This window comes from Lentzea waywayandensis (assembly GCF_900115955.1).
GTDB classification, from domain to species: domain Bacteria; phylum Actinomycetota; class Actinomycetes; order Mycobacteriales; family Pseudonocardiaceae; genus Lentzea; species Lentzea waywayandensis.
The window spans coordinates 366548-389695 of the sequence record NZ_FOYL01000008.1 but is presented as its reverse complement, the minus strand read 5'-3'; the positions used below and the strand labels follow the sequence as shown (position 1 = coordinate 389695).

Sequence of the window (23148 nt, the reverse complement as noted above, 5' to 3'; positions counted from 1 at the left end):
ACCGAGATCAGACGGTGAAGCCCAGTGCGCGCAGCTGCTCGCGGCCGTCGTCGGTGATCTTCTCCGGGCCCCACGGCGGCATCCACACCCAGTTGATGCGGAAGTCCGCCACGAGACCGCCGCTACCGCCGCCGGTGAGGGCCGCGCGGGTCTGGTCCTCGATGACGTCGGTCAGTGGGCAGGCCGCCGACGTGAGCGTCATGTCGATGGTGGCGACGTTCTTCTCATCGACGTGGATGTCGTAGACGAGGCCGAGGTCCACGACGTTGATGCCGAGTTCCGGGTCCACGACGTCGCGCATCGCCTCTTCGAGGTCGTCGAGCGCGGCGACATCAGCTTTGGGCTCGAAGACCGGCATGCCTTCCGCTCCCCGGACGACTTCTTCGGTGCTCATGCTGCTCCCTGGCTTCGTGCTACTGCGTCTTTGAAGGCCATCCAGCCCAGCAGCGCGCACTTCACGCGCGCCGGGTACTTCGAGACACCGGCGAAAGCGATGCCGTCTTCGAGGACGTCCTCGTCGGGCTCGATCTGGCCGCGGCTCTGCATCAGCTCGACGAACGCGTCCATCTTCTTGAACGCCTCACCCACCGGCTTACCCACGACGAGGTCGGTCAACACCGACGTCGAGGCCTGGCTGATCGAGCAGCCCTGGCTGTCGTAGGAGACGTCCTTGACCACGTCATCGACGACGTGGACCCGGAGTGTCACCTCGTCGCCGCAGGTCGGGTTGACCTGGAACGACTCCGCGTCGAACGGGTCGCGCAGGCCTCGGCCGTGCGGGTTCTTGTAGTGGTCCAGGATGATCTCCTGGTACATCTGCTGGAGCTGCATCAGGCCACCCCGAAGAACTTCTGCGCCTCGCGGACGCCGTCGACCAGTGCGTCGACCTCGTCCAGCGTGTTGTACAGGTAGAACGTCGCGCGCACCGACGACTGGGCGTTCAGGCAGCGGTGCAGCGGCCACGCGCAGTGGTGGCCCACGCGGACGGCGATGCCCAGGCTGTCGAGCACCTGGCCGGCGTCGTGCGGGTGGACGCCCTCGATCTCGAACGGCACGGCGCCGCCCCGGTCGACCGCGTCCTGCGGGCCGATCAGCCGGACGCCCTTGATGCCCGAAAGGCCTTCCAGCGCGGCAACGGTCAGCGCGTGCTCGTGGGCGTTGATCCGCTCCATGCCGACGACGCTCAGGTAGTCCACCGCGGCACCCAGACCGACGGCCTGGGACGTCATCGGCGAACCGGCCTCGAAGCGCTGCGGCGGCGGTGCGAACGTCGAGCCCTCCATCTTCACCAGCTCGATCATCGAGCCGCCGGTGATGAAGGGGGGCAACGTCTCCAGCAGCTCACGACGTCCATAAAGGACACCGATGCCGGACGGGCCGAGCATCTTGTGGCCGGAGAACGACGCGAAGTCGACACCGAGCTCGTGGAAGTCGACCGGGCTGTGCGGAACGGACTGGCACGCGTCCAGGACCGTGAGCGCGCCGACCTTCCGCGCGGCCGCGACGAGCACCGAGACCGGGTTGATCACGCCGGTCACGTTCGACTGGTGCGTGAACGCCACGACCTTGGTGCGCGGCGTGATCACGCTGTCCACATCGGACAGGTCGAGACGGCCGTCAGCGGTCAGCTTGAACCACTTCAGCGTCGCGCCGGTGCGGGAGGCGAGCTGCTGCCACGGAACGAGGTTCGCGTGGTGCTCCATCTCGGTCACGACGATCTCGTCGCCGGGACCCACGACGAAGCGCGCGGCCTCGGGACCCGAGGTCGCGGCGTTGCCCATCGCGTACGCCACGAGGTTGAAGCCCTCGGTGGCGTTCTTGGTGAACACCAGCTCGCCGAAGTCGGCGCCGACGAAGTCCGCGATGCGCTGACGCGCACCCTCGTACGCGTCGGTCGCTTCCTCGGCCAGCTGGTGGGCACCCCTGTGCACAGCGGCGTTGTGCTCCTGCAGAAAAGCTTTTTCAGCGTCCAGAACCTGCGTCGGGCGTTGCGAGGTGGCGCCGGAGTCCAGGTAGACCAGGCGCTTCCCGTCACGAACGGTGCGAGACAGGATCGGGAAGTCCGCCCTGAGGGCGGCTACGTCCAGTGGTGCTGCGGTGGTGGTCACAGCGCCTCCTCTCAACACCTGCAACGTTAGGAAAGGGCTGCGGCTTCCTTGGATCCGGTGTACTTCACGTAACCCTCGGACTCGAGCACGTCGGCCAGCTCGCGGCCACCGGACTCGACGATGCGGCCGTTCGCGAAGACGTGCACGAAGTCCGGCTGGATGTACTTGAGGATCCGGGTGTAGTGCGTGATCAGCATGACGCCGACCTCACCGGAGGCCTTGTACCGGTTGACGCCCTCGGACACGACGCGCAGGGCGTCGACGTCGAGGCCGGAGTCGGTCTCGTCGAGGATCGCGATCTTCGGCTGGAGCAGGCCCAGCTGAAGGATCTCGTGGCGCTTCTTCTCACCACCGGAGAAGCCCTCGTTCACCGAACGCTCGGCGAACGCCGGGTCGATGTCGAGGTCTGCCATCGCACCCTTGACCTCCTTCACCCAGTGGCGGAGGTTCGGGGCCTCGCCGCGCACGGCGGTGGCGGCGGTGCGCAGGAAGTTCGACATCGAGACGCCGGGGACCTCGACCGGGTACTGCATGGCGAGGAACAGGCCGGCGCGGGCGCGCTCGTCGACGGACATCTCGAGGACGTCCTCGCCGTCGAGGGTGACGGTGCCCGAGGTGATCGTGTACTTCGGGTGCCCGGCGATCGCGTAGGACAGCGTGGACTTGCCGGAGCCGTTGGGGCCCATGATGGCGTGCGTCTCGCCGGCCTTGATCGTCAGGTCGACGCCCTTGAGGATCTCCTTGGGAGCGTCCTCGCTGACGACCGAGACGTGCAGGTCCTTGATCTCAAGGGTGGCCATGACTTGCCGTTCTCCTGGTGGTGTAGCTGAGAAGTCAGTTCGTGGTGACGGTGACGTCGACGAAGACGTCGCCGTCACGGATGTCGACGGCGTAGACGTCGACCGGTTCGCTGGCGGGCGGCGAGGAGGGCTTGCCGGTCTCCAGGTCGAAGCACGACCCGTGCAACCAGCACTCGATCCCCTTGCGGGAGACCTCGCCCTCGCTCAGCGACACCGCGGCGTGCGAGCACAGATCCGCGAGTGCGTGCACCCGCTCGCCGTCGCGCACCAGCACCAGATCGACATCATCGACGCTGGCGGCGAACGGCTTGCGGTCGTCCAATGAGGACAGTGCACACACCTTGATCACGTGCCGACCGCCTCGAGCTCTGCCTCGATGGCGGCCTCGAGACGCTCGCGCACCTCGGGGACGGCGATCTTCGCGATCAGCTCCTGGAAGAAGCCGCGCACGACGAGACGCCGTGCCTGGTCCTCCGGGATGCCGCGCGCCTGCAGGTAGAACAGCTGCTCGTCGTCGAACCGGCCGGTGGCGCTGGCGTGGCCCGCACCCTCGATCTCGCCGGTCTCGATCTCCAGGTTCGGCACCGAGTCGGCACGCGCGCCGTCGGTCAGGATCAGGTTCCGGTTCAGCTCGAACGTCTCGGTGCCCTCGGCCGCCGCGCGGATCAGCACGTCGCCGATCCACACGGTGTGCGCGCCGTCGCCCTGCAACGCGCCCTTGTAGACGACGTTGCTGCGGCACTTCGCCTGCGCGTGGTCGATGAACGGCCGGTGCTCCTGGTGCTGGCCCGCGTCCGCGAAGTACAGACCGAACAGCTCCGCGTCGCCACCGCGACCCGCGTACTGCACCACCGGCGTCACGCGCACGACGTCGCCGCCGAGCGTGACCACGGTGTGCTTGATGGTCGCGTCGCGACCGAGCTTCACGTGGTGCTGCGAGACGTGCACGGCGTCGTCGGCCCAGTCGTGGATGGTGATCACCGTGAGGTGAGCGCCGTCCGCGACGAGGAACTCGACGTTGTCCGCGTACGCGCCGGAGCCGCGGAAGTCCAGGATCACGGTGCCCTCGGCGAACTGCGAGGCCTTGATCTGGATGTGTCCGTAGGCGACGGCGTCGACGCCCGCGCCGGTCACCGTGACGGTGGTCGGCTCGGACTTCACGTCACCGGGCAGCGTCACGATCGTGGCGTTCTCGAAGGACGAGTACGCCTGCGCCGCGACGCGGTCACCGGGAACGCCGGCGGTGCCGAGCCGTGAGTCGTCACGACCCACGGTCTCGACGGTGACGCCTTCGGCGGCGCTCACCTCGACGGCAGCGGTACCCGTTGCCGCAGCGCCGGAGTGCAGACCGGCAAGACGCTTGAGAGGCGTGAAGCGCCAGATCTCCTCACGGCCGCCCGGCACCTCGAACGCGTTCACGTCGTAGGACGTGAAGTGCTCCGCGCGCGAGGAGACAGGAACGACAGCTCCGTGGGAGTGAGGTTTCGTAGACAGGGCGGCCATGTCAGCCGACGGCCCCTTCCATCTGCAGTTCGATCAGGCGGTTCAGTTCGAGGGCGTACTCCATGGGGAGCTCGCGCGCGATGGGCTCGACGAACCCGCGCACGATCATCGCCATGGCCTCGTCCTCGTTCAGGCCGCGCGACATCAGGTAGAACAGCTGGTCCTCGGAGACCTTCGAGACCGTGGCCTCGTGACCCATCTGCACGTCGTCCTCGCGGACGTCGACGTAGGGGTAGGTGTCCGAGCGGCTGATGGTGTCGACCAGCAGCGCGTCGCACTTCACCGTGGACTTCGAGTGGTGCGCCCGCTTGTTGACCTGGACCAGGCCGCGGTACGACGTGCGGCCACCGCCCCGCGCCACCGACTTCGAGATGATCGTCGAAGAGGTGTGCGGTGCCATGTGGACCATCTTGGCGCCGGCGTCCTGGTGCTGGCCCTCGCCCGCGAACGCGATCGAGAGGACCTCGCCCTTGGCGTGCTCGCCCATCAGGAAGACGGCCGGGTACTTCATGGTCACCTTGGAGCCGATGTTGCCGTCGACCCACTCCATGGTCGCGCCCTCTTCGGCCTTGGCGCGCTTGGTGACCAGGTTGTAGACGTTGTTCGACCAGTTCTGGATCGTCGTGTAGCGGCAGCGGCCGCCCTTCTTCACGATGATCTCGACGACGGCCGAGTGCAGCGAGTCCGAGGAGTAGATCGGCGCCGTGCAACCCTCGACGTAATGCACGTAGGCATCTTCGTCGACGATGATCAGCGTGCGCTCGAACTGACCCATGTTCTCGGTGTTGATCCGGAAGTAGGCCTGCAGCGGGATGTCCACGTGCACGCCCTTCGGCACGTAGATGAACGAGCCGCCGGACCACGTCGCGGCGTTGAGCGCCGAGAACTTGTTGTCACCCGCGGGGATGACGGAGCCGAAGTACTCCCGGAAGAGCTCCGGCTGCTCCTTGAGCGCCGTGTCGGTGTCGAGGAAGAGGACACCCTTCTCCTCCAGGTCCTCGCGGATCTGGTGGTAGACGACCTCGGACTCGTACTGGGCGGCGACACCGGCGACGAGACGCTGCTTCTCGGCCTCCGGGATGCCCAGGCGGTCGTAGGTGTTCTTGATGTCCTCGGGCAGGTCCTCCCAGCTGGTGGCCTGCTTCTCGGTGGACCGCACGAAGTACTTGATCGAGTCGAAGTCGATCCCAGAGAGGTCAGCGCCCCAGCTCGGCATCGGCTTGAGGTCGAAGAGCTTGAGCGCCTTCAACCGGTACTCGAGCATCCACTCGGGCTCGCTCTTCTTCGCCGAGATGTCGCGGACGACATCCTCGCTGAGGCCTCGGCGTGCGCTCGCGCCGGCAGTGTCCGAGTCGGCCCAGCCGAACTCGTAGTTGCCGAGAGACGCAATGGTCTCTTCCTGCGTGAGCGGAGACTGCACCGTGGTGGGCGTGCGCTGCTCGGCAGCGGCAGTCATGCGGGCTCCCCTCCATCATCTGGGATCCGATTTGCAATGTTCGGGATGTGCGTCGTGCACACGGCGTGGCCGCGGGCGATCGTCGCGAGGCGCTGCACGTGGGTACCGAGGAGGTTCGCGAACGTCTCCGTCTCGGTCTCGCACAGCTGGGGGAACTCGGCGGCGACGTGGGCGACCGGGCAGTGGTGCTGGCACAACTGCTCGCCCGTACCCACATTTCGCGCCGCCGCAGCGTAACCCTCCCTGGTCAACGCGGTCGCAAGGGCCTTGGCCCGTTCGGCGGGCGTGACCTGGGCCACGATCGTCGAACGATGACCGTCCACGAGTGCGTCGACACGACTTTGCGCGAAGGCGCGCACTGCCTCTTCCCCACCTGTCTGGGCGAGGAACCTGAGGGCGGCGACCGCGAGGTCGTCGTAGGCGTGGCCGAACCGGGCGCGTCCGGCGTCTGTCAGCAGGAAGAGCTTCGCGGGACGGCCACGACCACGTTGGGTCTGCCGCGGTGCGTCCCTCGTCGTCGCCTCGCCGTCCGCGAGCAGCGCGTCTATGTGACGACGCACGGCCGTGGGGCTGATGCCCAGCTCCTCGGCGATACCCGCCGCGGTGACCGGGCCCTGCTCCAGGAGGAGCCTGGCGACAGCACGCCGAGTCTTGCCGTCGTGCTGCGGCACGACGTCAAGGTGGCTCTCGGCGTTTTTCACAACACCAGTGTTGCGTATTTAGCCGGAGGTAGCAAAGATCGCGGTCACAGGGTGACCTGACTCACGGCTGAACGTGGCTCGATACCCTCCTGACATGTCCACGAACGGCGGAGCTGTAACTCCGGAGAGCGACCTCTTGAACGGTCGGGAGCGTCGCCAGCTGGACATCGTCCGTCGCTGGGGCACCATCGGCGCGTTGCTGCTGACCGTCGGATCCCTGGGTGGCGGGGCCGCACCGATCTACTCGCCGCTCTACGGCGTGCCCGTTCTCGGGCTTTTCTCGAGGATGCCCAGTGTCGCGATGGGGGTCGTCTGGACCGGCATCTTCATGATCGTGTCGGCCTGGCTGGCGCTGGGCCGGTTCGTGAAGCCGGGGCGGCCGCGGCTGATCTCGCGCGGTCAGATGGACCGCACGCTGCTGATGTGGACCGTTCCGCTGGTCTTCTGCGTGCCGATGTTCTCCCGCGACGTGTACTCGTACCTGGCGCAGAGCGAGATCGCGGCGCGCGGCCTCGACCCGTACGAGCTGGGGCCGGCCAACGCGCTGGGCGTCGACCACGTGCTCACCCGCGGTGTGCCGAACATCTGGCGGGAGACGCCGGCGCCGTACGGGCCGCTGTTCCTCGCGTTCGGCCGGTTGACCGCGATGCTCACCGGCGACCACGTGGTGTCCGGTGTGTTCGTGCACCGGCTGCTGGTGCTGGTCGGCCTGGGGATGATCGTGTGGGCACTGCCCCGGCTGGCGGCCCGGTTCGGGGTGCCGCCGGTCGGCGCGTTGTGGCTGGGCGCGCTGAACCCGCTGGTGCTGTTCCACATCGTCATCGGCGTGCACAACGACGGCCTGGCGCTCGGCCTGATGCTGGTCGGCCTGGAGCTCGCGATGCGCGGGCTGGAACCGTTGAAGTGGTCGTGGATCACGCTGGGCGCCGGGGTCATCGTGTGCGGGGCGATGGTGAAGATCCCCGCGATGGCCGCCTTGGGCTTCCTCGGTGTGATGGTGGCGCGCAAGCTCGGCGGACAGCTCAAGCACCTGGCGCTGGTGGCCGCGATCATGGCCGGCATCGCCGCGGTCGGGGTGGTGGTGATCTGCCTCGGCACCGGGTTCGGCTTCGGCTGGGTCGAGACGCTGAACGTCGCGTCGACCGTCAAGTCGTGGATGTCGCCGCCCACGGCGCTGGGCTTCCTGGGGGCCGGCACCGGGATCATGCTCGGCCTCGGCAACCACACCGAGGCGATGATCTCGCTGACGCGGCTGCTCGGGCAGGGCGTGTCCGTCGTGATCACGATCGTGCTGCTGTGGCGCAGCTTCAAGGGCCGGATCAAGGCGATGAACGGCCTGGGCGCGGCTCTGGGCGCGATCCTGGTGCTCGGGCCGGTGCTGCAGCCCTGGTACGTGCTGTGGGCGGCGATTCCGCTGGCCACCGCGGTGGTCGGGCCGAAGTTCCGGATGTTCGCCATGGTGACCTCGGCGATCATCGCGATCATCCTGCCGCCGACCGGGTCCGCGTTCGACGGCCGCGCCTACACCGTGCCCCAGGCCGTCGCCGGGGCGGTCATCACGTTCGCCGTCTGCGTGCTGATCGCGCGCAAGCGGGTCGGGTCGTTCCTGAGGTCCGATCCCGCCGGGGGCGGGCAGGTCTGATCGGACCGGTAACCCCGAACCTCCGGCGGACGACTACCTCTCAGGGGAAGATCGTCGCCGGAGGGGGTGACGTGCCATGTCCGAACAACCCATGTCGCGCGAAGAGGTCCGGTTCGCCGTCGTGCTCAACGGTGGCGTGAGCCTGGCCGTCTGGATGGGCGGCGTCGTGCTGGAGCTCGACCGTCTGACCAGGCCCGGATCGGTGTACCAGCCGCTGCTGGACCTGGTCGGCTGCACGGCGAGAGCGGACGTCATCGCGGGCACGTCGGCGGGCGGCATCAACGGCGCCGCGCTGGCGTTGTCGCAGGTCAACAAGCACGCCGACCTGACGAGGCTCCGGGATCTCTGGGCTGAGCAGGGCCGGATGGAACAGCTGTTGCGCACGCCGTTCCGCGGCCAGCCGGCGTCGTTGCTCAAGGGCGACGAGTTCTTCCTCCCCCGGCTCCAGGAGGCGCTGGCGAGGCTCACCACGGACTTCGAGCCGACCGAGCCGGACGAACGCCCGATCGACCTGCGGATCACCACCACACTTCTGGGTGGCGTTCCGACGATCACCTACGACGACCTGGGCCAGCCGCTGACCCAGTCGGTGCACCAGGGTTCGTTCTCGTTCCGCCGCGACCCGTACGCTTGGGTCTCCGAGGACACGCGTGACGACTTCACGCCCGCCACCCTGAACGACCGCGTGCTTCAGCTGGCGCTGGCAGCCAGGTCGAGTGCCAGCTTCCCGTTCGCGTTCGAGCCGAGCTTCATCCCCGTCGGCGGCCAGGCCACGCCGGACCGTCCGGACATGGCGGACGTCGCCAGCTGGGCCAACGGCGCCGACCGCAGCAGGTTCGCGGTCGACGGCGGTGTTCTCGTGAACACGCCGACGAAGGAGGCGCTGGAGGCCATCGACCGGATGCCGGCGGACGGGCCGGTGCGCAGGGTGATGCTGCTGGTCTTCCCGCACGCCGAGCCGCTCGGTTCCGAACCGATGGCCGACATGATCGACAGCGGGCTGACCACGGTCGGGTCCGGCGGCAAGCTGCTGGGCGCGATGTCCAGTCAGGCCAACAGGACCTACGTCGAGAAGATCGAGGAGCACAACCGGCGCGCCGCGAGCAGCAGGGGCGGCCGGATGTCGTTGCTGGAACGCCTGCACGCGGGCGGCGACGACGTGGTCGGCGAGGTGTACTCGCTGGCGGACAAGCTCTTCGGGCACTACGAGGACATCGAGATCCGGCTGGCGGCCCGCCAGGTGACGGCGCAGCAGTTCGCGCTGCCCAAGGGGAATCCGGCGAACTGGTCGTTCGAACGGGTGCGCCGGGCCGCGGAGACCGCGCAGCGCAAGTGGAAGAAGCTGCACGGCGTCCTGCCGTACGTGCCGGGCGTGCAGCTGCCGAACGTCGTGTGCCGTGCGGACGTGGGCTGGGAGTGGGGCATCACGATGGCCGAACGCCTCGGCGCGTCGGCACTCGACCTGCTCAAGCGGCTCGTGTGGGTGGTGGACGAGAGCCAGGCCGACGAGATCGCCCAGGCCCGCCGCGCGCTGCACCAGGTCCGCGCGGAACTGCGCCGGCTGCGCACCGAGCTGTTCGACTGGAAGCCGTCCGGCTCGCTCGGCGAGACCTACTGGACCGGCAGGCTCGCGAGCTACCACGAGAACCTGATCGACGGGCATCTCGGCCTGGAGGTCAAGGCGCAGGTCGCCGAGATCGGCCGGATCGTGAGCGCCGCGCGGAAGGTGATCACCGAGCTCGACGAACGACGGCTGAAGCTCGGCGGGCTCGTCTGCTGGCACGCCCTGCTCGACCCCGCGGCCACCCCGGCAGAGGCCGGGCTCGACGACGGCGAACGGTGGCTCAGCCGCCTGCTGGCGCTGGAGATCGCGGGCACGTGCCTGTCCGACGACGCGTCGACCGGGCTGGACACGGCGGTCGAGCTGGTGCAGGTGTCGCTGCAGACGCGCAACGCGTTCGCACAGCAGTCGATCACGGCCGACGACAAGGCCGGTGGGGCGTCGCTATCGCGGTTCTCCGGGTTCCTCAAGCGGTCGTGGCGGGTCAACGACTGGATCTGGGGACGCCTCGACGGCGCCACGATGCTGTGCCGCGTGCTGTTCGACCCGCGGCGGTTGCGGCGGATGGACCTCCTCGGACGGCCTGAGGACGACCGGCGCACGGCGGAGGAACGAGCGGGGGCCGTGGTCGACCAGGTCGTCGCGGCGATGTTCGGCCTGGAACTGCCGATGCAGGTCGCCGCGTGCGCCGAGGAGGCGAAGAAGGAACTCCGCGGCATCTACGAGACCGAGAACGAGCTGTCGCCGTCGTCGATGAAGCTCGCCGAGCTCGCCGCGTGGGGCCTGCACTGGCGGATCATCTGCGAGGAGCTCCCCCGGCTGCGGGCCGCGATCATCGCCGACCGCGGTGACGGCGCGGACAAGCGTTCGCGCGGTGAGCTGTTCCTCGAGGAGCACGCGGACCTGTTGCGGCGCCTGGAATATCCGCACGAGCACACGGTCACGCTCGGCATGTCGGCGCTCAACGCGTTCGACCGCGCGGGCATCGGCCGTGAGCCCCTCACGCAGGAAGCGGCGTCGGACCAGATGATCCGCACGGCCGCGAACGCCGCGGCCGTCGCCGTCACGGTCGCCGACTCCGAACGGTCCGGGCTCGCCGCGGTCCGTCCGGTGACGCGGGTGGTCCGCGGGGCCGCGTTGCTCCCCTACTGGACGATCACCGGCCTGACCCGCGGCGGCAACCTCGCCCAGTTCCTGGGCCTGCTCGGGCTCGCGGTCGGCGGCGCGCTGGTCGTGATGGCGTTGTTCGGCATGCTGCCGGCGTGGGCGGCGGGTCCGGGCGCGGCGATCGGCGCGGCCAGCCTCCTCGCCGCCTTCGGTTACGCGGCCCTGCGCAGCGGCACGATGCTGCACGGGCTGGTGTTGCTCTCACCCGTGATCCCGTTGGTGGCCATAGCCGTCGAGCGGATGCCCGACGACAGCTCGGAGATCACCACCGGCACGATCACGGTGGCCGGTGTCGCGGCCGTCGTCCTGGCTCTGCTGGTGCTGGGCTCGTTGCCCGCGCCGATCCGCACTCCGCTCGCGGTGCTGGCCGACTTCCGGCCGTGGCAGATCATCAAGCGGCGCTGGAAGCAGGCGGCGGTCGTGCTGGTGGTCGCGGGGATGGTCTGGTCGGTGTGGCGGTTCGCGCTGCACACCGAGCCGTGGCTGGTGATCCCGGCCTCGGTCCTCTGTGGAGCGTTCGGGATCTACATGGCGCTGTCCAGCGGCAAGTCGCTGCAGCGCTGGCGCCGGGTCGAGGGCGTGTGGGGCACGGAACGCGCCGAGCCTCCCGCCGCCGCGACCGCGGGCTGGGCCGTGGTCTACGGCGTGGTGTACCTGGCGATCGCCGACGTGCTGCTGGTCATCGGGCCGCGCGGGTGGGGCTGGCAGGCGGTGATCGGCACGGCGCTGGCGTTCGGCCTGACGCTGCTGCTGATCACGTCCTGGTACGTGCCGCGGATCGAACGCCGCCGGATCCGCGAGCAGCTGGTGGCCGAGGCGATCCCGGCGATCTACCCGGACGGCTCCGACGTCGCGGCGACGTTGCGCGAACGGCTGGAGGGGCACGCCTCGCTGTACCGGTTCCTGGTGAAGGGCGAGGGCGAGCACCCCGCCGAGCTCACCCTGTCCCAGGCAGGGCTGCTTGTCGCGCAACGGATCGGGGAGAAGCTCAGGGCACGCGGGTAGCGTCCGCCCACAAAGGACTCGCGCCCGGCCCAGTACGTGACGCAGAAGTGGGCCGGGGTCAGCGCCTCCGCGGACTTCCCCGCGGACGAACGCTGACCCCGGCCTGGGCAGCCGGCCCGACGACTCCCCCGTCAGGCCACGCCCCTCGAGCTTGTCCTCAGCCGGCCCGACAACTCCCCGTCAAGCCGCGTCCCCTCGCGCCTGAACCTCAGGCCGCCAGCGCGATGACCGGAACCGTCTGACCCATCGCCCGCGCGTACAACGCCTCGAAGCGCTCCAGCGTCGTGGCCAGCGTGTGGTGCGAGATGATCTCGCTGCTGGCGGCGCCCATCCGAGCCCGCATCGGCTCGTCGTGCACGAGCGTGTGCAGGCGCTGGGCCAGCTGGTTCACGTCGCCGGGCTCGAACAGCCAGCCGTTGCGGCCGTGGTGCACGAGGTGCGGCAGCGCCATGGCGTTCGCGGCGATCACCGGCTTGCCCGCGGCCATCGCCTCCATCGTCGCGAGGCTCTGGAGCTCGGCGACACCGGGCATGACGAACAGGTCGGCGCGGGCGTAGGCGTCGAGCAGGTCGTCCTCGGACACGAAGCCGTGGAACTTCACGCGGTCCAGGATGCCGAGGTCGCGAGCCAGCAGCTCCCACTCGGCCTTGCACGTGCCGTCACCGACGATCTCGCCGAACGCTCCGGGCACGCGGGCCAGGGCGCGCAGGAACTCGTCGACGCGCTTCTCCTCGTCCAGCCGTCCGACGAACAGCGCGGTCGGCCGGTCGTTGTGGGTGACCGCGCGCTGGTAGCGGGCGATGTCGATGCCGCACGAGACGGGCACCGCGCGTTCGGGGAAACCGCTCTCGTGCAACAGCTGCACGGCGCGCGGGGTGGGCGCGGTGACGATGTCGGCGCGGCCGAAGACGCGGGCCAGGTCGCGGTAGGCGAATCTGCTGGCCATGCCCTGCAGGAACTTCGGCAGGTGGGCGTGGCTGAACAGGTTCTCCGGCATGAAGTGGTTCGTGGCGAGCGTCGGGATGCCCTGGGCGACGGCGGAGTTCAGGACGAACCGGCCCACCACGAAGTGCGCCTGGACGTGCACGACGTCCGGCTTGAGCGACTTGACCAGCTCGTCGGCCTCCTTCGACGCCTGCCACGGCAGGCAGAAGCGGAAGTCCGGGTAGAACGGGAGCCGGTGCGAACGCAGCCGGTGGACCGTGACACCGGGGATCTCGGTGGCCTTGGGCGAGTCCGGGGCGATGACGTGGACGTCGTGGCCGTTCTCGGCGAGGCCGACCGCCAGGCGCTGCGCGAAGCGCGCTGCACCGTTGACGTCCGGCGGGAACGTGTCCGCGGCGATGACGACGCGAAGCGCGCTGGAGGTGTTCACGAGAAGCTCCGTTCGGATGTTTTCACGAGGTTGACGAGCAAGTGCGAACACGCCGCAAACAGCGGCGAGAGCGCAGGCGAACAGCGCGACACCGGTCAAAGGAGACAAATGCGCGGCCTCGCCGAGCAGGAAGGCGCCGAGGCCGACCGCGACCAGCGGATCCACCACGGTCAGACAGGCGACGGCGAGATGAGGAGGTCCGCCCGCGTAGGCGTGCTGGACCAGCCAGCCGCCGACGGCGAGCGAGAGGGCGATGCCGAGCACCGACGCGAGGTGCGAGAGCCCGAAACCGCCTTGCTGCACCGACTGTGAGACGGCACGCATCAGCACGGACACGTACCCGTACGCGACGCCACCGGCCGATGCGAACGCCACGGCACGAATGCGCGCGTTCGGCGTAAGGGCTGCGATCACGCCCGGCACCGCGATCAGGCCGAGAGTCACGAGTCCCGCGGTGAGTTCGACGTCCGGCACGACCTTGGTCGCGGTCGCACTGCCCGAGGCGAACCACACGAACGCGCCCACACCCACGGTCGTGAGCAGGATCGCCGGCAACTCGCGGAAACGGCGGTCCATCAACGCGGTCATGCCGATCGCGAGGACACCAATCGGCTGCACCACCGTCAACGGCGCCATGCCGAGCGCGGCCGCGTGCACCCCGGCACCGCCGACGAGCAGCGCGAACCCGGCGAGCCACCGGGGCTGCCTCAGGACGCTGGCCCGGGCACCGGTCTCGGCGATCGCGTCGTGTTGCAGGCGGGCCGCGAGGGCGAAGCACACGGCACCGAACACGGCGAGCGTGATGGCGAGCATGGTCATGAGGTGCGCCTCACCTGTAGTGCCGCGATGGCGAAAAGGAGTCCGTAAAGGGATGCGAACAAAACGCGTTCGGTGAGTCCGCGCGCCTCGAAACCGGCGAAGGAAACGTGGCTGACCAGAAACGCGGCGCTCGACACGCTCGCCGTTATTGCGACACCGAGCAGAGCCGGAATTTTGCGGGCGATGAGCACGCCGGCCGCGGGCAGGGCCATGAACATGACCGCACCGGCGTACCGGTGGATGTAGCCGGACAACGAGGTCGGCGCTCCCGTCGGATCGGTCGGGAAGATCGTCGACACGGTCAGACCCGCCGACCAGATGCCGATCAGCCACTGCGCTGACCTGCCTACACCGCGCAGGTTGACGGCGAGCAAAGCCGAGACGGCCGCGAGACTAAGAGACGTCGCCGCGAGCCAGCCCGTGCCGTTGTTCACGAACACGTAGTCACTGATCACGTCCGTGACCGGGTTGAGCTGACCCGCCGACACGACATGCAGGTAGAAAATCGGCACCAGTGAGAACACCAGTCCCCCGACCACCAGTCCCCGTCTTTTCTCCCCCGCTTCGATCACGAGAAAAGTCTCTTGTGAACGCGGTGATCAACCAATGGGGAACTCCCCCGAGGAGACCCTGAGGTGTCCCTGAGTCACGGGGGTAGGGCTAGCCCCACCTTTTTCAGCTCTGCTTCAGGAATGGGCCGAATGACCCAGCTGCGTGCGCATTGCCCGGACCGCCTAGGCTGCGTGCTCGTGAGCCCGAATCCCCAGCCTGCGGTGGAAGTGTCGGGGCTGGTCAAGAGATACGGCTCGAAGACCGCCGTCGACGGCCTCGACCTCGTTCAGCAGCCCGGCACCGTTCTCGCCCTGCTCGGGCCCAACGGCGCGGGCAAGACGACGACCGTCGAGATCTGCGAGGGATTCCGCTCCGCCGACGACGGCTCGGTGCGCGTGCTCGGCATGGCGCCGGGTTCCGAGGCGCTGCGGCCGCGCATCGGCGTGATGCCGCAGGGCGGTGGCGGTTATCCCGGCATTCGCGCCGAGGAGATGCTGAACCTCGTGGCGGCCTGCGCGGCGAACCCGCTCGACCCGAAGTGGCTGATCGAGATCCTCGGGCTCGGTGGCGCGGTCCGCACCCCCTACAAGAGGCTGTCCGGCGGCCAGCAGCAGCGGTTGTCGCTCGCGTGCGCGTTGATCGGACGCCCTGAGCTCGTGTTCCTCGACGAGCCGACCGCGGGCATGGACCCGCAGGCCCGCCGTCTGGTGTGGGATCTCGTGGGGGCCCTTCGGGACGACGGCGTGGCCGTGCTGCTGACGACGCACCTCATGGACGAGGCCGAGGCGCTCGCCGACAACGTCGTGATCATCGACGAGGGCCGTGTGGTCGCGCAGGGCTCGCCCGCCGAGCTGACCGCGAACCGGCCGGACGACCAGCAGCTGCGGTTCCGCGCGCGGCCCGGTCTCGACCTCACGTTGCTGTCCGCCGCACTGCCCGAGGGGCTGAAGGTGCGCGAGGCGACGAAGGGCGCGTACGTCGTGGAAGGCATGATCGACCCGCAGGTCGTGTCGACCGTCACGTCGTGGTGCGCGCAGCAGGGCGTTCTGGCCGAAGAGCTCACCGTGGCCAAGCGCAGCCTCGAAGACGTTTTCCTGGAGCTGACCGGCAGGGAGCTGCGCTCGTGACCACCTTCGCTCCCGGCACGTTCAAGCCCGCACCCGGCCGCGGTTCGTTGCCGCGCATGCTCTTCGTGCACGCGCGCACCGAGGCGATGCTGACGTTGCGCAACGGCGAGCAGATCCTGCTGACGGTGATCATCCCGCTGGCGTTGCTGGTGGCTCTCAGTCTGATGTCGGTGATCCCGATGCCCGAGCCGCGCGTCGGGTCCGCCACCGCGCGGATCTTCGCGCTGGCGATCATCTCCTCCGCCTTCACCGGGCAGGCCATCGCGTTGGGCTTCGACCGGCGTTATGGCGTGCTGAAGCGGCTTTCGGCCTCGGCGCTGCCCCGGTGGCTGCTCGTCGCCGGACGCGTTTGCGGCGCACTGGTCGTGGTAGCGCTGCAGATCGTGCTGCTCGCGGTCACGGCGTTGTTCCTGGGCTGGCGCTTTCCGCTGGCCGGTCTGCCGTGGGTCGTGCTGCTGATCGTCCTGGGCACGCTGACGTTCGGTGCGCTGGGCGTGCTGCTGGGTGGCGCGCTGCGGGCCGAGATCGTGCTGGCACTGGCGAACATCATCTGGTTCGTGCTGCTGATGGTCGGTGGCGTGGCGTTGTCGGTGCCGGTCGGGTTCGTCCACCTGCTGCCGTCCGCCGCGCTGGCCCAGGCGCTGGAAACCTCTGTGGTGCACGGCACCGCCCCCGGTGTGGGCCCGGTCGCAGTGCTCGTGGCCTGGGGCGTTGTCGCGGGCGCACTGGCGACCCGGACGACTCGGCTTACCTGACGAGACCTACCATCAGGGGCGTGTCGAAGCTGACCGCCTTCCTCGTGTCCTGGCAGCGCGCGTTCGCGATTGCCGTCGTCATCGCGCAGGCCGGAATCGCGGTCACCGGGTCGATCGTCCGCGTGACCGGCTCGGGCCTCGGCTGCCCGACGTGGCCGGAGTGCGTCGAGGGCAGCGTCGTCCCGGTCGAACACCCCGAGGTCGCGGCCCTGCACCAGTGGGTCGAGTTCGGCAACCGCACGCTGACCGGTGTCGTCGGCGTCATCGCGGGTCTGTGCGTGCTGGCGGCGTGGTTCCACCTGCCGCGGCGCAAGCGGGTTCTCGTGCTCTCGCTCGTCCAGCTCGTCGGCGTGGCCGTGCAGGCGGTCGTCGGCGGCATCACCGTGCTGACCGGCCTTGCCTGGTACACCGTGTCCATCCACTTCATGATCTCGATGGGTCTGGTGTGGATGGCCGTGCTGCTCGTGAGCTCGCTGTCCGAGGGCGACGGTCCGGCTCGCTTGAAGGTGCCGGCGCCGTTGATGAAGCTTCAGGTCGTCATGGCCGTCGTGCTGGGCGCGTTGCTGCTCGCGGGCACCTGGGTGACAGCCGCCGGCCCGCACGCCGGTGACTCGTCGACGCCGCGCCTGGGCGTCGAGGTGGCGACGCTCGCGCAGATCCACGCGGACCTGCTGTTCCTGTTCCTGGGCCTGCTGATCGCGGTCGGGTTCTTCATGCGCACCCGCTCGTACTGGACGTTGGTCGGCGTCGTGCTCGCTCAGGGCGCGCTGGGCATGGTCCAGTACTGGACGGGCGTGCCCGAGGTGCTGGTGTCGATCCACGTGCTGGGCGCCGGTGCTGTTGTCGTTGCCACGGCTGCTTTGTGGACGTCGTCGCGTGAGCGCACGCACGAGGTCCCAGAGGAAATTGACACTGTGCCCTCTGACGATCAGGCGCTCAGCAAGGCCTGAGCCTCACCCTGGTCGTTGTGGCCGGCCCAGTTCGCCGGTGTCGCCTCGAAGTTCACGTCGGTGATCGTCTTGTCGGCGCCCGCGTCGAGCAGGATGCGGATGACCTTGAGATGGCCGCGTTCGGCCGCGAGATGCAGCGCCGTAACGCCCTCGCCGTGCATCGGCCCGCCGAAACCCGTGCGCTGGTTGGGATCCGCGCCCAGGTCGAGCAACGTGCGGGTGGCGTTCTCCAGCCCGCACCAGGCCGTCCACGCCAGCGCCGTGCCGCGGTAGACGTCCGCGTCGATCCGGGCGCCGCGCTTGAGCAGGTCGCCCAGGATCTCGGTGCGGTCGTTGCGGGCGGCCCACGACAACGCCTCGTCGAGCACTTCCTGCGGGTCGTTCGTCGGCCACCAGCGCGGGAAACCGCTGTGGGGCCGGTAATAGCCGCGCCTGGCCTCCGGTTCGGTGGCCAGGTCCAGATCGCCCAGGCCGGCCGCCGTGCGCAGGTTCGCCGGGTGAACTCCTTTTCGCGCCAGAAGTTCGGCGGTTTCGACGTTGCCCCAGAACAAGGCGACGGTGAGCGGCGTGCCGCCCTCGCCCCGTGCGTCCAGGTCCGTGCGGGCACCCTTGGCGAGCAACAGTTCCGCGAGGCTCGGCAGGTTCGCGTAGGCCGCCTGGTGCAACGCCGTCCAGCCGTGGACGTTCTGGTGGTCGATGTCCGCGCCGCCGTTGAGCAGCACCTCGACCAGGCGTTCGTCACACTTGGCCGTGGCCAGGCCGAGCAGGTCGTTGCCGTTGGTACCGCTGGCCTTCACGAGCCACGGATCGCGCGTGATGATCGCCTTGAGCTCACCGGGGTTCTGCATCTCGATGGCCTGGTAGGCACGGGCGAACGGCCGCGGCTTGCGGATGTTGGCCTTGAGCGCCTTCCAGTCCTCACACCCGTGGGCCTGGGCGAGAACGCTGTGCGCGCCCTCGTCCGTCAGCGGCACGTCGTCGAAGACCTCCAGCGCACCGGGCACGCCGTCCCACGCGGAGGCCAGCAATCCCCTGGCCCGCTCCTCGTAGTACTCGATGTCATCGCGAAACGGGTGCCACATGGCACCACGCTACTTCGGCGAGGCGGGCCTGCGCTCCCACAAAGCGGGGAGTTCCTCTGAGAGCCAACCGTAGAGGTGGTCGACGGTCTTCAGCCGCATCGACCGCTCCGGGTCACCACTGAGCAACCGCATGCCGTCGTCGGTGAGCGTCTGCACGCTGGCGATGGCGTTGAGCTTGCGCTGGATGAAGTCCGTCCAAGCCTTCTCGTTGATCCGGTACTCCGCCGCCTGCCGTCCGCGCCGGGTCCGCTTGCTCACCAGGCCGACGTTGACCAGGTACTTGAGGTTCGTGCTGATCGACCCGCTGCTCGCCTCCAGCTCCTGCGAGAGCTCGGCGGCGGTGCGCTCGACCGGCTGGCACACCAGCAGGTAGCCGAGGATGCGGCCGCCGATCAGCGGAATGCCCTCTTCGGCAAAGTGGGCCGCGAACCGCTCGATCCAGGCGGAGAGCCTTGTTTCCCTGCCGACGCTCATCTCAGTGATCCCTTTCGGTCGACACTGAAATCATCGTAGCGATCTTGTCAACGCGGCCACTAGAAAACGTCGAATTCCTGCCACTGGACGCAAGTGGGACGTTCGGAGGTGCGCATGAACTCGTGCAACGCCTCCCGCAGTTGAGCCAGCGAAACCACGGAGTCGGACGGGAACGCGATGTCGGCGTCGCGGTCCAGCCACAACGTGGCCGTCGCAGGCTCGGACTTCGTGGTCCAGGCGCGGTGAGCCTGAGCGTCCATCAGGTAGAGAGCCGCAGTGCCCGATTCTCTGTCCGTGGCGAACTTCAACTGGTGGTCCGGGAGGCCCAGCGCGCCCACGGTGGGTCGCCCGTCGGCGACGACCACCGTCGGATGCGGCTGGTGGTTGGCGAGCACGTCGTCGAGGAGTGCGTCGAGCGCGGCGTCCGTGTCCACGGCAACCGGCTCGTCGTCATCGTCGACGTCGCGGAAATACCAGACGCTGAGCGAATTAGTCACCTGGCTTCCTTTCCTCGGTGGACCCGCGTTGCCCGTGGGTCGTGAATCACGAGTGTTTGGCCCGGTAGCAGTATCTCTTGCAGCAACTTGGTGCAGGAGTACGGCCCCCTGCACATCGGGTTGTTGATGACCAGTTCCACTCGATCGACACCGCCGGCGCGCATTCGCCACGCCACCTTGGCCTCGACGTGGACCCCCAACGTCACCCGTGCTCCAGCCGGTCCAGGCGGATAACCGCGCGCGAACAGGAACTCGGCGATCTCGTCGTGTTCGCCGTCAGGCTCGTATCCGCTGCGGACCGACTCGGTGTAGCCATCCGGATCGACGTACTTCCCGGTGGTCTTGCCGTCGTAAACGGGGAGCGTCGCCCGCTGTTGCGTCGACCACGAAAGATCGGGTGGAACAGTCTCTGCGCCTGCGCCGAGAAGCGACCTCAGATGGTCGGCAATCCGTTCAGACACCTGTTGCGCCTGGGTAACCAGATCACCTATGCCGACGTGCGCGTCGTTCCATTGCCGCAGGACAGCGGAGTAGTCGTCCTCGTGCCTGCTTCCGCGGCCGGCAGGACCGAGCAGCTCACAGGCGTCCTTGGCCAGACTCTCGGCTTGGCGTAACGCGTTGATGAGCTGCTCTGCCTTGAACAACACCTCACGCAGGCGCTGCCCGATCTCCTCCAGCGACGCCACTGAACCGATGAACTCCTAACGGGCAGAATCACCCTTCACGACGCCGAGGAACGCGGCCCACGACTCCGCCGACACCGGCAGGTGCGGGGCAGGGGCCTTGCTGTCCCGGACCCCGACGCCACACCCCACCTCGACACAGTTGTCAGCGGTGCTGCTGTAGCTGCTCTTGCGCCAGTCGGTCATTGGAGGCCCTCCAATATGTTGTCGATCACCGCCCTGGATTGTTCACGATTGAGGGCGACGGCTGCGAGCTGCTTCACCCTGTCCTCGTAGAGCGCGACGGTTTCCTTGTCGTCGAAGAACAACCCGCAGTTCAGCGTGTCCAGGAAGACGAGTGGCGGGTACTTCGGGAACTTCATCACCCGGAAGTCACCCGACACCCCGGGGTGCGCGCCGATCGACCTGGGGATGACGTGGAAGTTGATGTACTGCCGCACCGACATCCGCAGGAGGTGCGCCAACTGCTCGCGCCACACCTCTTCGCCGCCTACAGGCAGCAAGAGCGCCTGCTGGTGCACGTAGAAGGTGAACGTCCGGCCTGGCCGCAGAATCTCCGCTCGCGCCATCCTCGCGGCCACGACCTTCGGCACGTCCTCCTTCTCGTGAGGTCCGACCTCGGCGACGGCGTACGCATAGTCATGGGTTTGCAGCAGGCCGGAGACGAGGTTCATCGACCACGCGACGATCGCACTGGATTCCTTCTCGTGGTTGATCAGCGTGCGCAGCTGGTCAGGGACGCCGTCTTCGGGAAAGAGGATGAACCCCTTCTCCCCCGCCTCCAGGAACAACGCCATCAGATGCCGTCGTTCTGCCAGCGACAGGCGGCAGTAGGCGAGCAGCACCTCGACCTCGTGCGCGGTGACGCCGCCCTTGCCGTTGACGAGGTCGGACAGCTTCGACTCGTCCCAGTCGAGCTCCTCGGCCAGCTGGCGTTGCGTCAGGCCGGTTGTGGCGATGGCGGCGCGGAGGCCGTTGCCGAACTCGCGGCCCACGACGTTCGACTCTCTTTTGGGCATGCGAAAAAGCTAGGACCCGAAAGCCTTCCGGCTCTATCGTTTCAGCTCAAAAAGCCCTGAAAGAGATCTGCTTGGAGAATCTCCAAGTCAGGCACGAAAGCCCTGATCAGCGGCACCTTCGCGAGAGATCCGCTGGATCGAACGTGACCGATGCCGTGCTGGTGATCGCCACTGTTCCAACGGTACCGGACGTCAGCGTCGCGACATGGGAATAGACACCGCTGGCCAGCCGGTAGCAATAGATGGCCAGACCGCCTTGGCCGATCATCTCGACGCGCCAGTAGCCTTCCACGCCGGCAGCCGCGAATGCCGCCGGCTTCTCCAGCCTGTCGGTCTTCTTCGTCGGCGGGCTCACGACCTCGACGATCAGCGTCACGTCGCGGACATCGACCGAGTCGGCATCGATGAACTCGGACGTCACGACGACATCGGAGATGTAGCCGAGCATGCTGTCGACGCGGACACCGATCGCGGTCAGCGCTTCCATGCCCTCGCGCGCGACAGCCTCGTCGAGGAGAGTCCGGAGACGGTCACCCACTCGCTGATGCCGCAGGGCAGGGGCGGCATGGACGACGAACCGTCCATCGACCAGCTCGACGCGGCGGCCTTCCTGGGGAGCAAGGCTCTCCCAGTCATCCAGGGTGTAGCCCTCCAGCCGCCCGGCATCGGTCACATCAGCGTCCACCATCACGAAACGGAGGCTAGAAGGCCAAGGCCTCCCGGCCTCCGCTTCGTCAGCAGATCAACCAGAACGTGTGAGCGCTTGGAATAACTCCAAGTCAGCAGACAGGCGCGAGCGGAGTCGTCTCGTCGGGCCCAGGCCGCCGGCGCCACCGGTCCAGCTTCGCGTGCTCGGTCAGCGAGATCAGCGTCTCGCGCACCGAGAGCCGGACGCGCGGGTCGCAGTTCACGACCGGCACGTCGGGCGAGATGCCCATGCCGCGGATGATGGCCTTCACGTCCGATCGAACGGACGCGTGCACGTTGTTCAGCGCGAGCACGTACGGAATGTTGTGGTCCTCGAAGTACCGCATCGCGTCCACGGAGTCCGCGGGGCGCATCACGTCGAAGAGCACGACGGCGCCCACGGCGCCGCGCACCACGTCGCCCCAGCCCGCGCGCGGGTCCTGCCACTGCGGGGCCACGAAGAGGTGCAGCGCTAAGCCGGGGTCGAGCCACACGCGTCCGAACTGGATGCGCACCAGTTCCGTCACGGCACCCGCGCGTTCTGGCGGTAGTGCGTTCATCGTCAGGAGATCGTTCTCCACGATGGACCTGATGAAAGTGCTCTTGCCCACGCCGAAGCCACCGGCGACGACAATCTTGGCCGAGGTCAGCTCCCGACCGGGCGGCCCTGGGGGCCCGAATTCGGGAAATCTAGAGCCGACGTAGTCCACTCAGCACTCTCTCCATCAACCCGAGGTCCGGCGTGTCACCGCCTGCGGAAGCGGTCTGGTGCACGTCCACCAGACCTCGTTCCGCCATGTCGCCGAGCAACACCTTCACGACTCCCAGCGGGAGACGCATCAGTGCGGCCACCTCCGCGACGGATCGCGGGGAGTGACACAACTCGACAACGCGTTGGTGCTCAGCCTGCAAGATACCTGCCGAGTGCCGACTCTGATCATTGGCGGAGACAAGTGTCTCGATCTCGAGGTCGATGTTCGACCGAGTGCGCCCACCCGTCCAGGCATATGCACGAACGATCGAGGAGTCCTGAGCCTCCTGTATGGAGGGCTCGAAGTCTTCCTGCGGCACAACGGGAGTCGCTTCCCGCGCGGGAACCGGGTCCGGCGTGCGCGCCCGCTTTCGGCCCGAGTCCAGGGAAAACCCGTTCATCAGGTCGGCGAACGTCTGCTCGGCGGGTGTTTC

General features: G+C 68.2%; 24 protein-coding genes. 5 read left to right on the top strand and 19 right to left on the bottom strand.

All coding sequences use genetic code 11. The features are described from left to right. Positions 1–7: 7 nt before the first annotated feature. From BM417_RS29790 to BM417_RS29755, 8 genes are read right to left on the bottom strand one after another with little or no spacing between them, the layout of a single operon-like run. A complete protein-coding gene (locus BM417_RS29790) occupies positions 8–394 on the bottom strand; it encodes a metal-sulfur cluster assembly factor (RefSeq protein WP_093601376.1) in 387 nt (128 codons plus the stop codon). Continuing rightward, entirely contained in the window at positions 391–831 is a 441-nt protein-coding gene (gene sufU, locus BM417_RS29785; protein WP_093601374.1) for a Fe-S cluster assembly sulfur transfer protein SufU, read from the bottom strand. The genes BM417_RS29790 and sufU overlap by 4 nt, the downstream gene beginning before the upstream one ends. Continuing rightward, complete coding sequence (locus tag BM417_RS29780) at positions 831–2108, bottom strand: cysteine desulfurase (protein WP_093601372.1); 1278 nt, start codon at positions 2106–2108, stop codon at positions 831–833. Before BM417_RS29780 ends, sufU begins: the two co-directional genes overlap by 1 nt. Positions 2109–2134: 26 nt before the next feature. Next, positions 2135–2908: a Fe-S cluster assembly ATPase SufC gene (gene sufC, locus BM417_RS29775; protein WP_093601370.1), complete on the bottom strand. Its 774-nt coding sequence runs from the start codon at positions 2906–2908 to the stop codon at positions 2135–2137. A 34-nt stretch (positions 2909–2942) separates the two neighbouring features. Then, the gene (locus tag BM417_RS29770; RefSeq protein WP_093601368.1) at positions 2943–3257 is read right to left on the bottom strand and encodes a non-heme iron oxygenase ferredoxin subunit; all 315 of its coding nucleotides are present in this window, start codon (positions 3255–3257) and stop codon (positions 2943–2945) included. Continuing rightward, positions 3254–4411, bottom strand: a complete 1158-nt coding sequence (gene sufD / locus BM417_RS29765) for a Fe-S cluster assembly protein SufD (protein ID WP_093601366.1) — start codon at positions 4409–4411, stop codon at positions 3254–3256. The genes BM417_RS29770 and sufD overlap by 4 nt, the downstream gene beginning before the upstream one ends. Position 4412: 1 nt before the next feature. After that, the gene (gene sufB / locus BM417_RS29760; RefSeq protein WP_093601364.1) at positions 4413–5867 is read right to left on the bottom strand and encodes a Fe-S cluster assembly protein SufB; all 1455 of its coding nucleotides are present in this window, start codon (positions 5865–5867) and stop codon (positions 4413–4415) included. Next, positions 5864–6568 carry a helix-turn-helix transcriptional regulator gene (locus BM417_RS29755; protein WP_093601362.1) on the bottom strand — a complete coding sequence of 235 codons (705 nt, stop codon included), beginning with the start codon at positions 6566–6568 and terminating at the stop codon, positions 5864–5866. Before BM417_RS29755 ends, sufB begins: the two co-directional genes overlap by 4 nt. 94 nt (positions 6569–6662) lie before the next feature. On the opposite strand from BM417_RS29755, the gene mptB reads away from it, so the two are divergent. Then, positions 6663–8210 (top strand): polyprenol phosphomannose-dependent alpha 1,6 mannosyltransferase MptB, encoded by a 1548-nt coding sequence (gene mptB / locus BM417_RS29750; protein WP_093601360.1) that lies wholly within the window; start codon positions 6663–6665, stop codon positions 8208–8210. A 76-nt stretch (positions 8211–8286) separates the two neighbouring features. Continuing rightward, on the top strand, positions 8287–11943 hold the full coding sequence (locus BM417_RS29745) for a patatin-like protein (protein ID WP_093601358.1): 3657 nt from the start codon (positions 8287–8289) through the stop codon (positions 11941–11943). Between the two features lie 208 nt (positions 11944–12151). Here BM417_RS29745 and BM417_RS29740 read toward each other — a convergent pair whose 3' ends face one another. Next, positions 12152–14137, bottom strand: coding sequence for a glycosyltransferase (locus BM417_RS29740; RefSeq protein WP_093601356.1), 1986 nt, complete (start codon positions 14135–14137; stop codon positions 12152–12154). Next, complete coding sequence (locus BM417_RS29735; protein WP_245822232.1) at positions 14134–14709, bottom strand: DUF998 domain-containing protein; 576 nt, start codon at positions 14707–14709, stop codon at positions 14134–14136. The genes BM417_RS29740 and BM417_RS29735 overlap by 4 nt, the downstream gene beginning before the upstream one ends. 201 nt (positions 14710–14910) lie before the next feature. Here BM417_RS29735 and BM417_RS29730 point away from each other — a divergent pair, with 201 nt between their 5' ends. From BM417_RS29730 to BM417_RS29720, 3 genes are read left to right on the top strand one after another with little or no spacing between them, the layout of a single operon-like run. Then, positions 14911–15816 (top strand): ABC transporter ATP-binding protein, encoded by a 906-nt coding sequence (locus tag BM417_RS29730; RefSeq protein ID WP_407656182.1) that lies wholly within the window; start codon positions 14911–14913, stop codon positions 15814–15816. Beyond that, positions 15813–16571, top strand: coding sequence for an ABC transporter permease (locus BM417_RS29725; RefSeq protein WP_407656180.1), 759 nt, complete (start codon positions 15813–15815; stop codon positions 16569–16571). Before BM417_RS29730 ends, BM417_RS29725 begins: the two co-directional genes overlap by 4 nt. 20 nt (positions 16572–16591) lie before the next feature. Beyond that, positions 16592–17521, top strand: a complete 930-nt coding sequence (locus BM417_RS29720; RefSeq protein ID WP_218164593.1) for a COX15/CtaA family protein — start codon at positions 16592–16594, stop codon at positions 17519–17521. Here the strand turns inward: BM417_RS29720 and BM417_RS29715 are convergent. From BM417_RS29715 to BM417_RS29675, 9 genes are all read right to left on the bottom strand, one after another. After that, entirely contained in the window at positions 17500–18603 is a 1104-nt protein-coding gene (locus tag BM417_RS29715; RefSeq protein WP_093601352.1) for an ankyrin repeat domain-containing protein, read from the bottom strand. The two genes, BM417_RS29720 and BM417_RS29715, sit on opposite strands and share 22 nt — an antisense overlap. 9 nt (positions 18604–18612) lie before the next feature. Then, on the bottom strand, positions 18613–19077 hold the full coding sequence (locus BM417_RS29710) for a GbsR/MarR family transcriptional regulator (RefSeq protein WP_093601350.1): 465 nt from the start codon (positions 19075–19077) through the stop codon (positions 18613–18615). 59 nt (positions 19078–19136) lie between these two features. Next, positions 19137–19574: an Imm1 family immunity protein gene (locus tag BM417_RS29705; protein WP_177320671.1), complete on the bottom strand. Its 438-nt coding sequence runs from the start codon at positions 19572–19574 to the stop codon at positions 19137–19139. After that, the gene (locus tag BM417_RS29700; protein WP_177320670.1) at positions 19571–20260 is read right to left on the bottom strand and encodes a DddA-like double-stranded DNA deaminase toxin; all 690 of its coding nucleotides are present in this window, start codon (positions 20258–20260) and stop codon (positions 19571–19573) included. Before BM417_RS29700 ends, BM417_RS29705 begins: the two co-directional genes overlap by 4 nt. A gap of 15 nt (positions 20261–20275) precedes the next feature. After that, positions 20276–20443 (bottom strand): DUF397 domain-containing protein, encoded by a 168-nt coding sequence (locus BM417_RS29695; protein WP_093601345.1) that lies wholly within the window; start codon positions 20441–20443, stop codon positions 20276–20278. Further along, positions 20440–21276 (bottom strand): helix-turn-helix domain-containing protein, encoded by an 837-nt coding sequence (locus BM417_RS29690; protein ID WP_093601343.1) that lies wholly within the window; start codon positions 21274–21276, stop codon positions 20440–20442. Before BM417_RS29690 ends, BM417_RS29695 begins: the two co-directional genes overlap by 4 nt. 106 nt (positions 21277–21382) lie before the next feature. Further along, on the bottom strand, positions 21383–21964 hold the full coding sequence (locus BM417_RS29685) for a Uma2 family endonuclease (RefSeq protein WP_093601341.1): 582 nt from the start codon (positions 21962–21964) through the stop codon (positions 21383–21385). Positions 21965–22055: 91 nt separating this feature from the next. Continuing rightward, complete coding sequence (locus BM417_RS29680) at positions 22056–22574, bottom strand: hypothetical protein (protein WP_093601339.1); 519 nt, start codon at positions 22572–22574, stop codon at positions 22056–22058. Positions 22575–22653: 79 nt separating this feature from the next. Next, positions 22654–23115 carry a DUF742 domain-containing protein gene (locus BM417_RS29675; RefSeq protein ID WP_245822240.1) on the bottom strand — a complete coding sequence of 154 codons (462 nt, stop codon included), beginning with the start codon at positions 23113–23115 and terminating at the stop codon, positions 22654–22656. Positions 23116–23148: the final 33 nt, after the last annotated feature.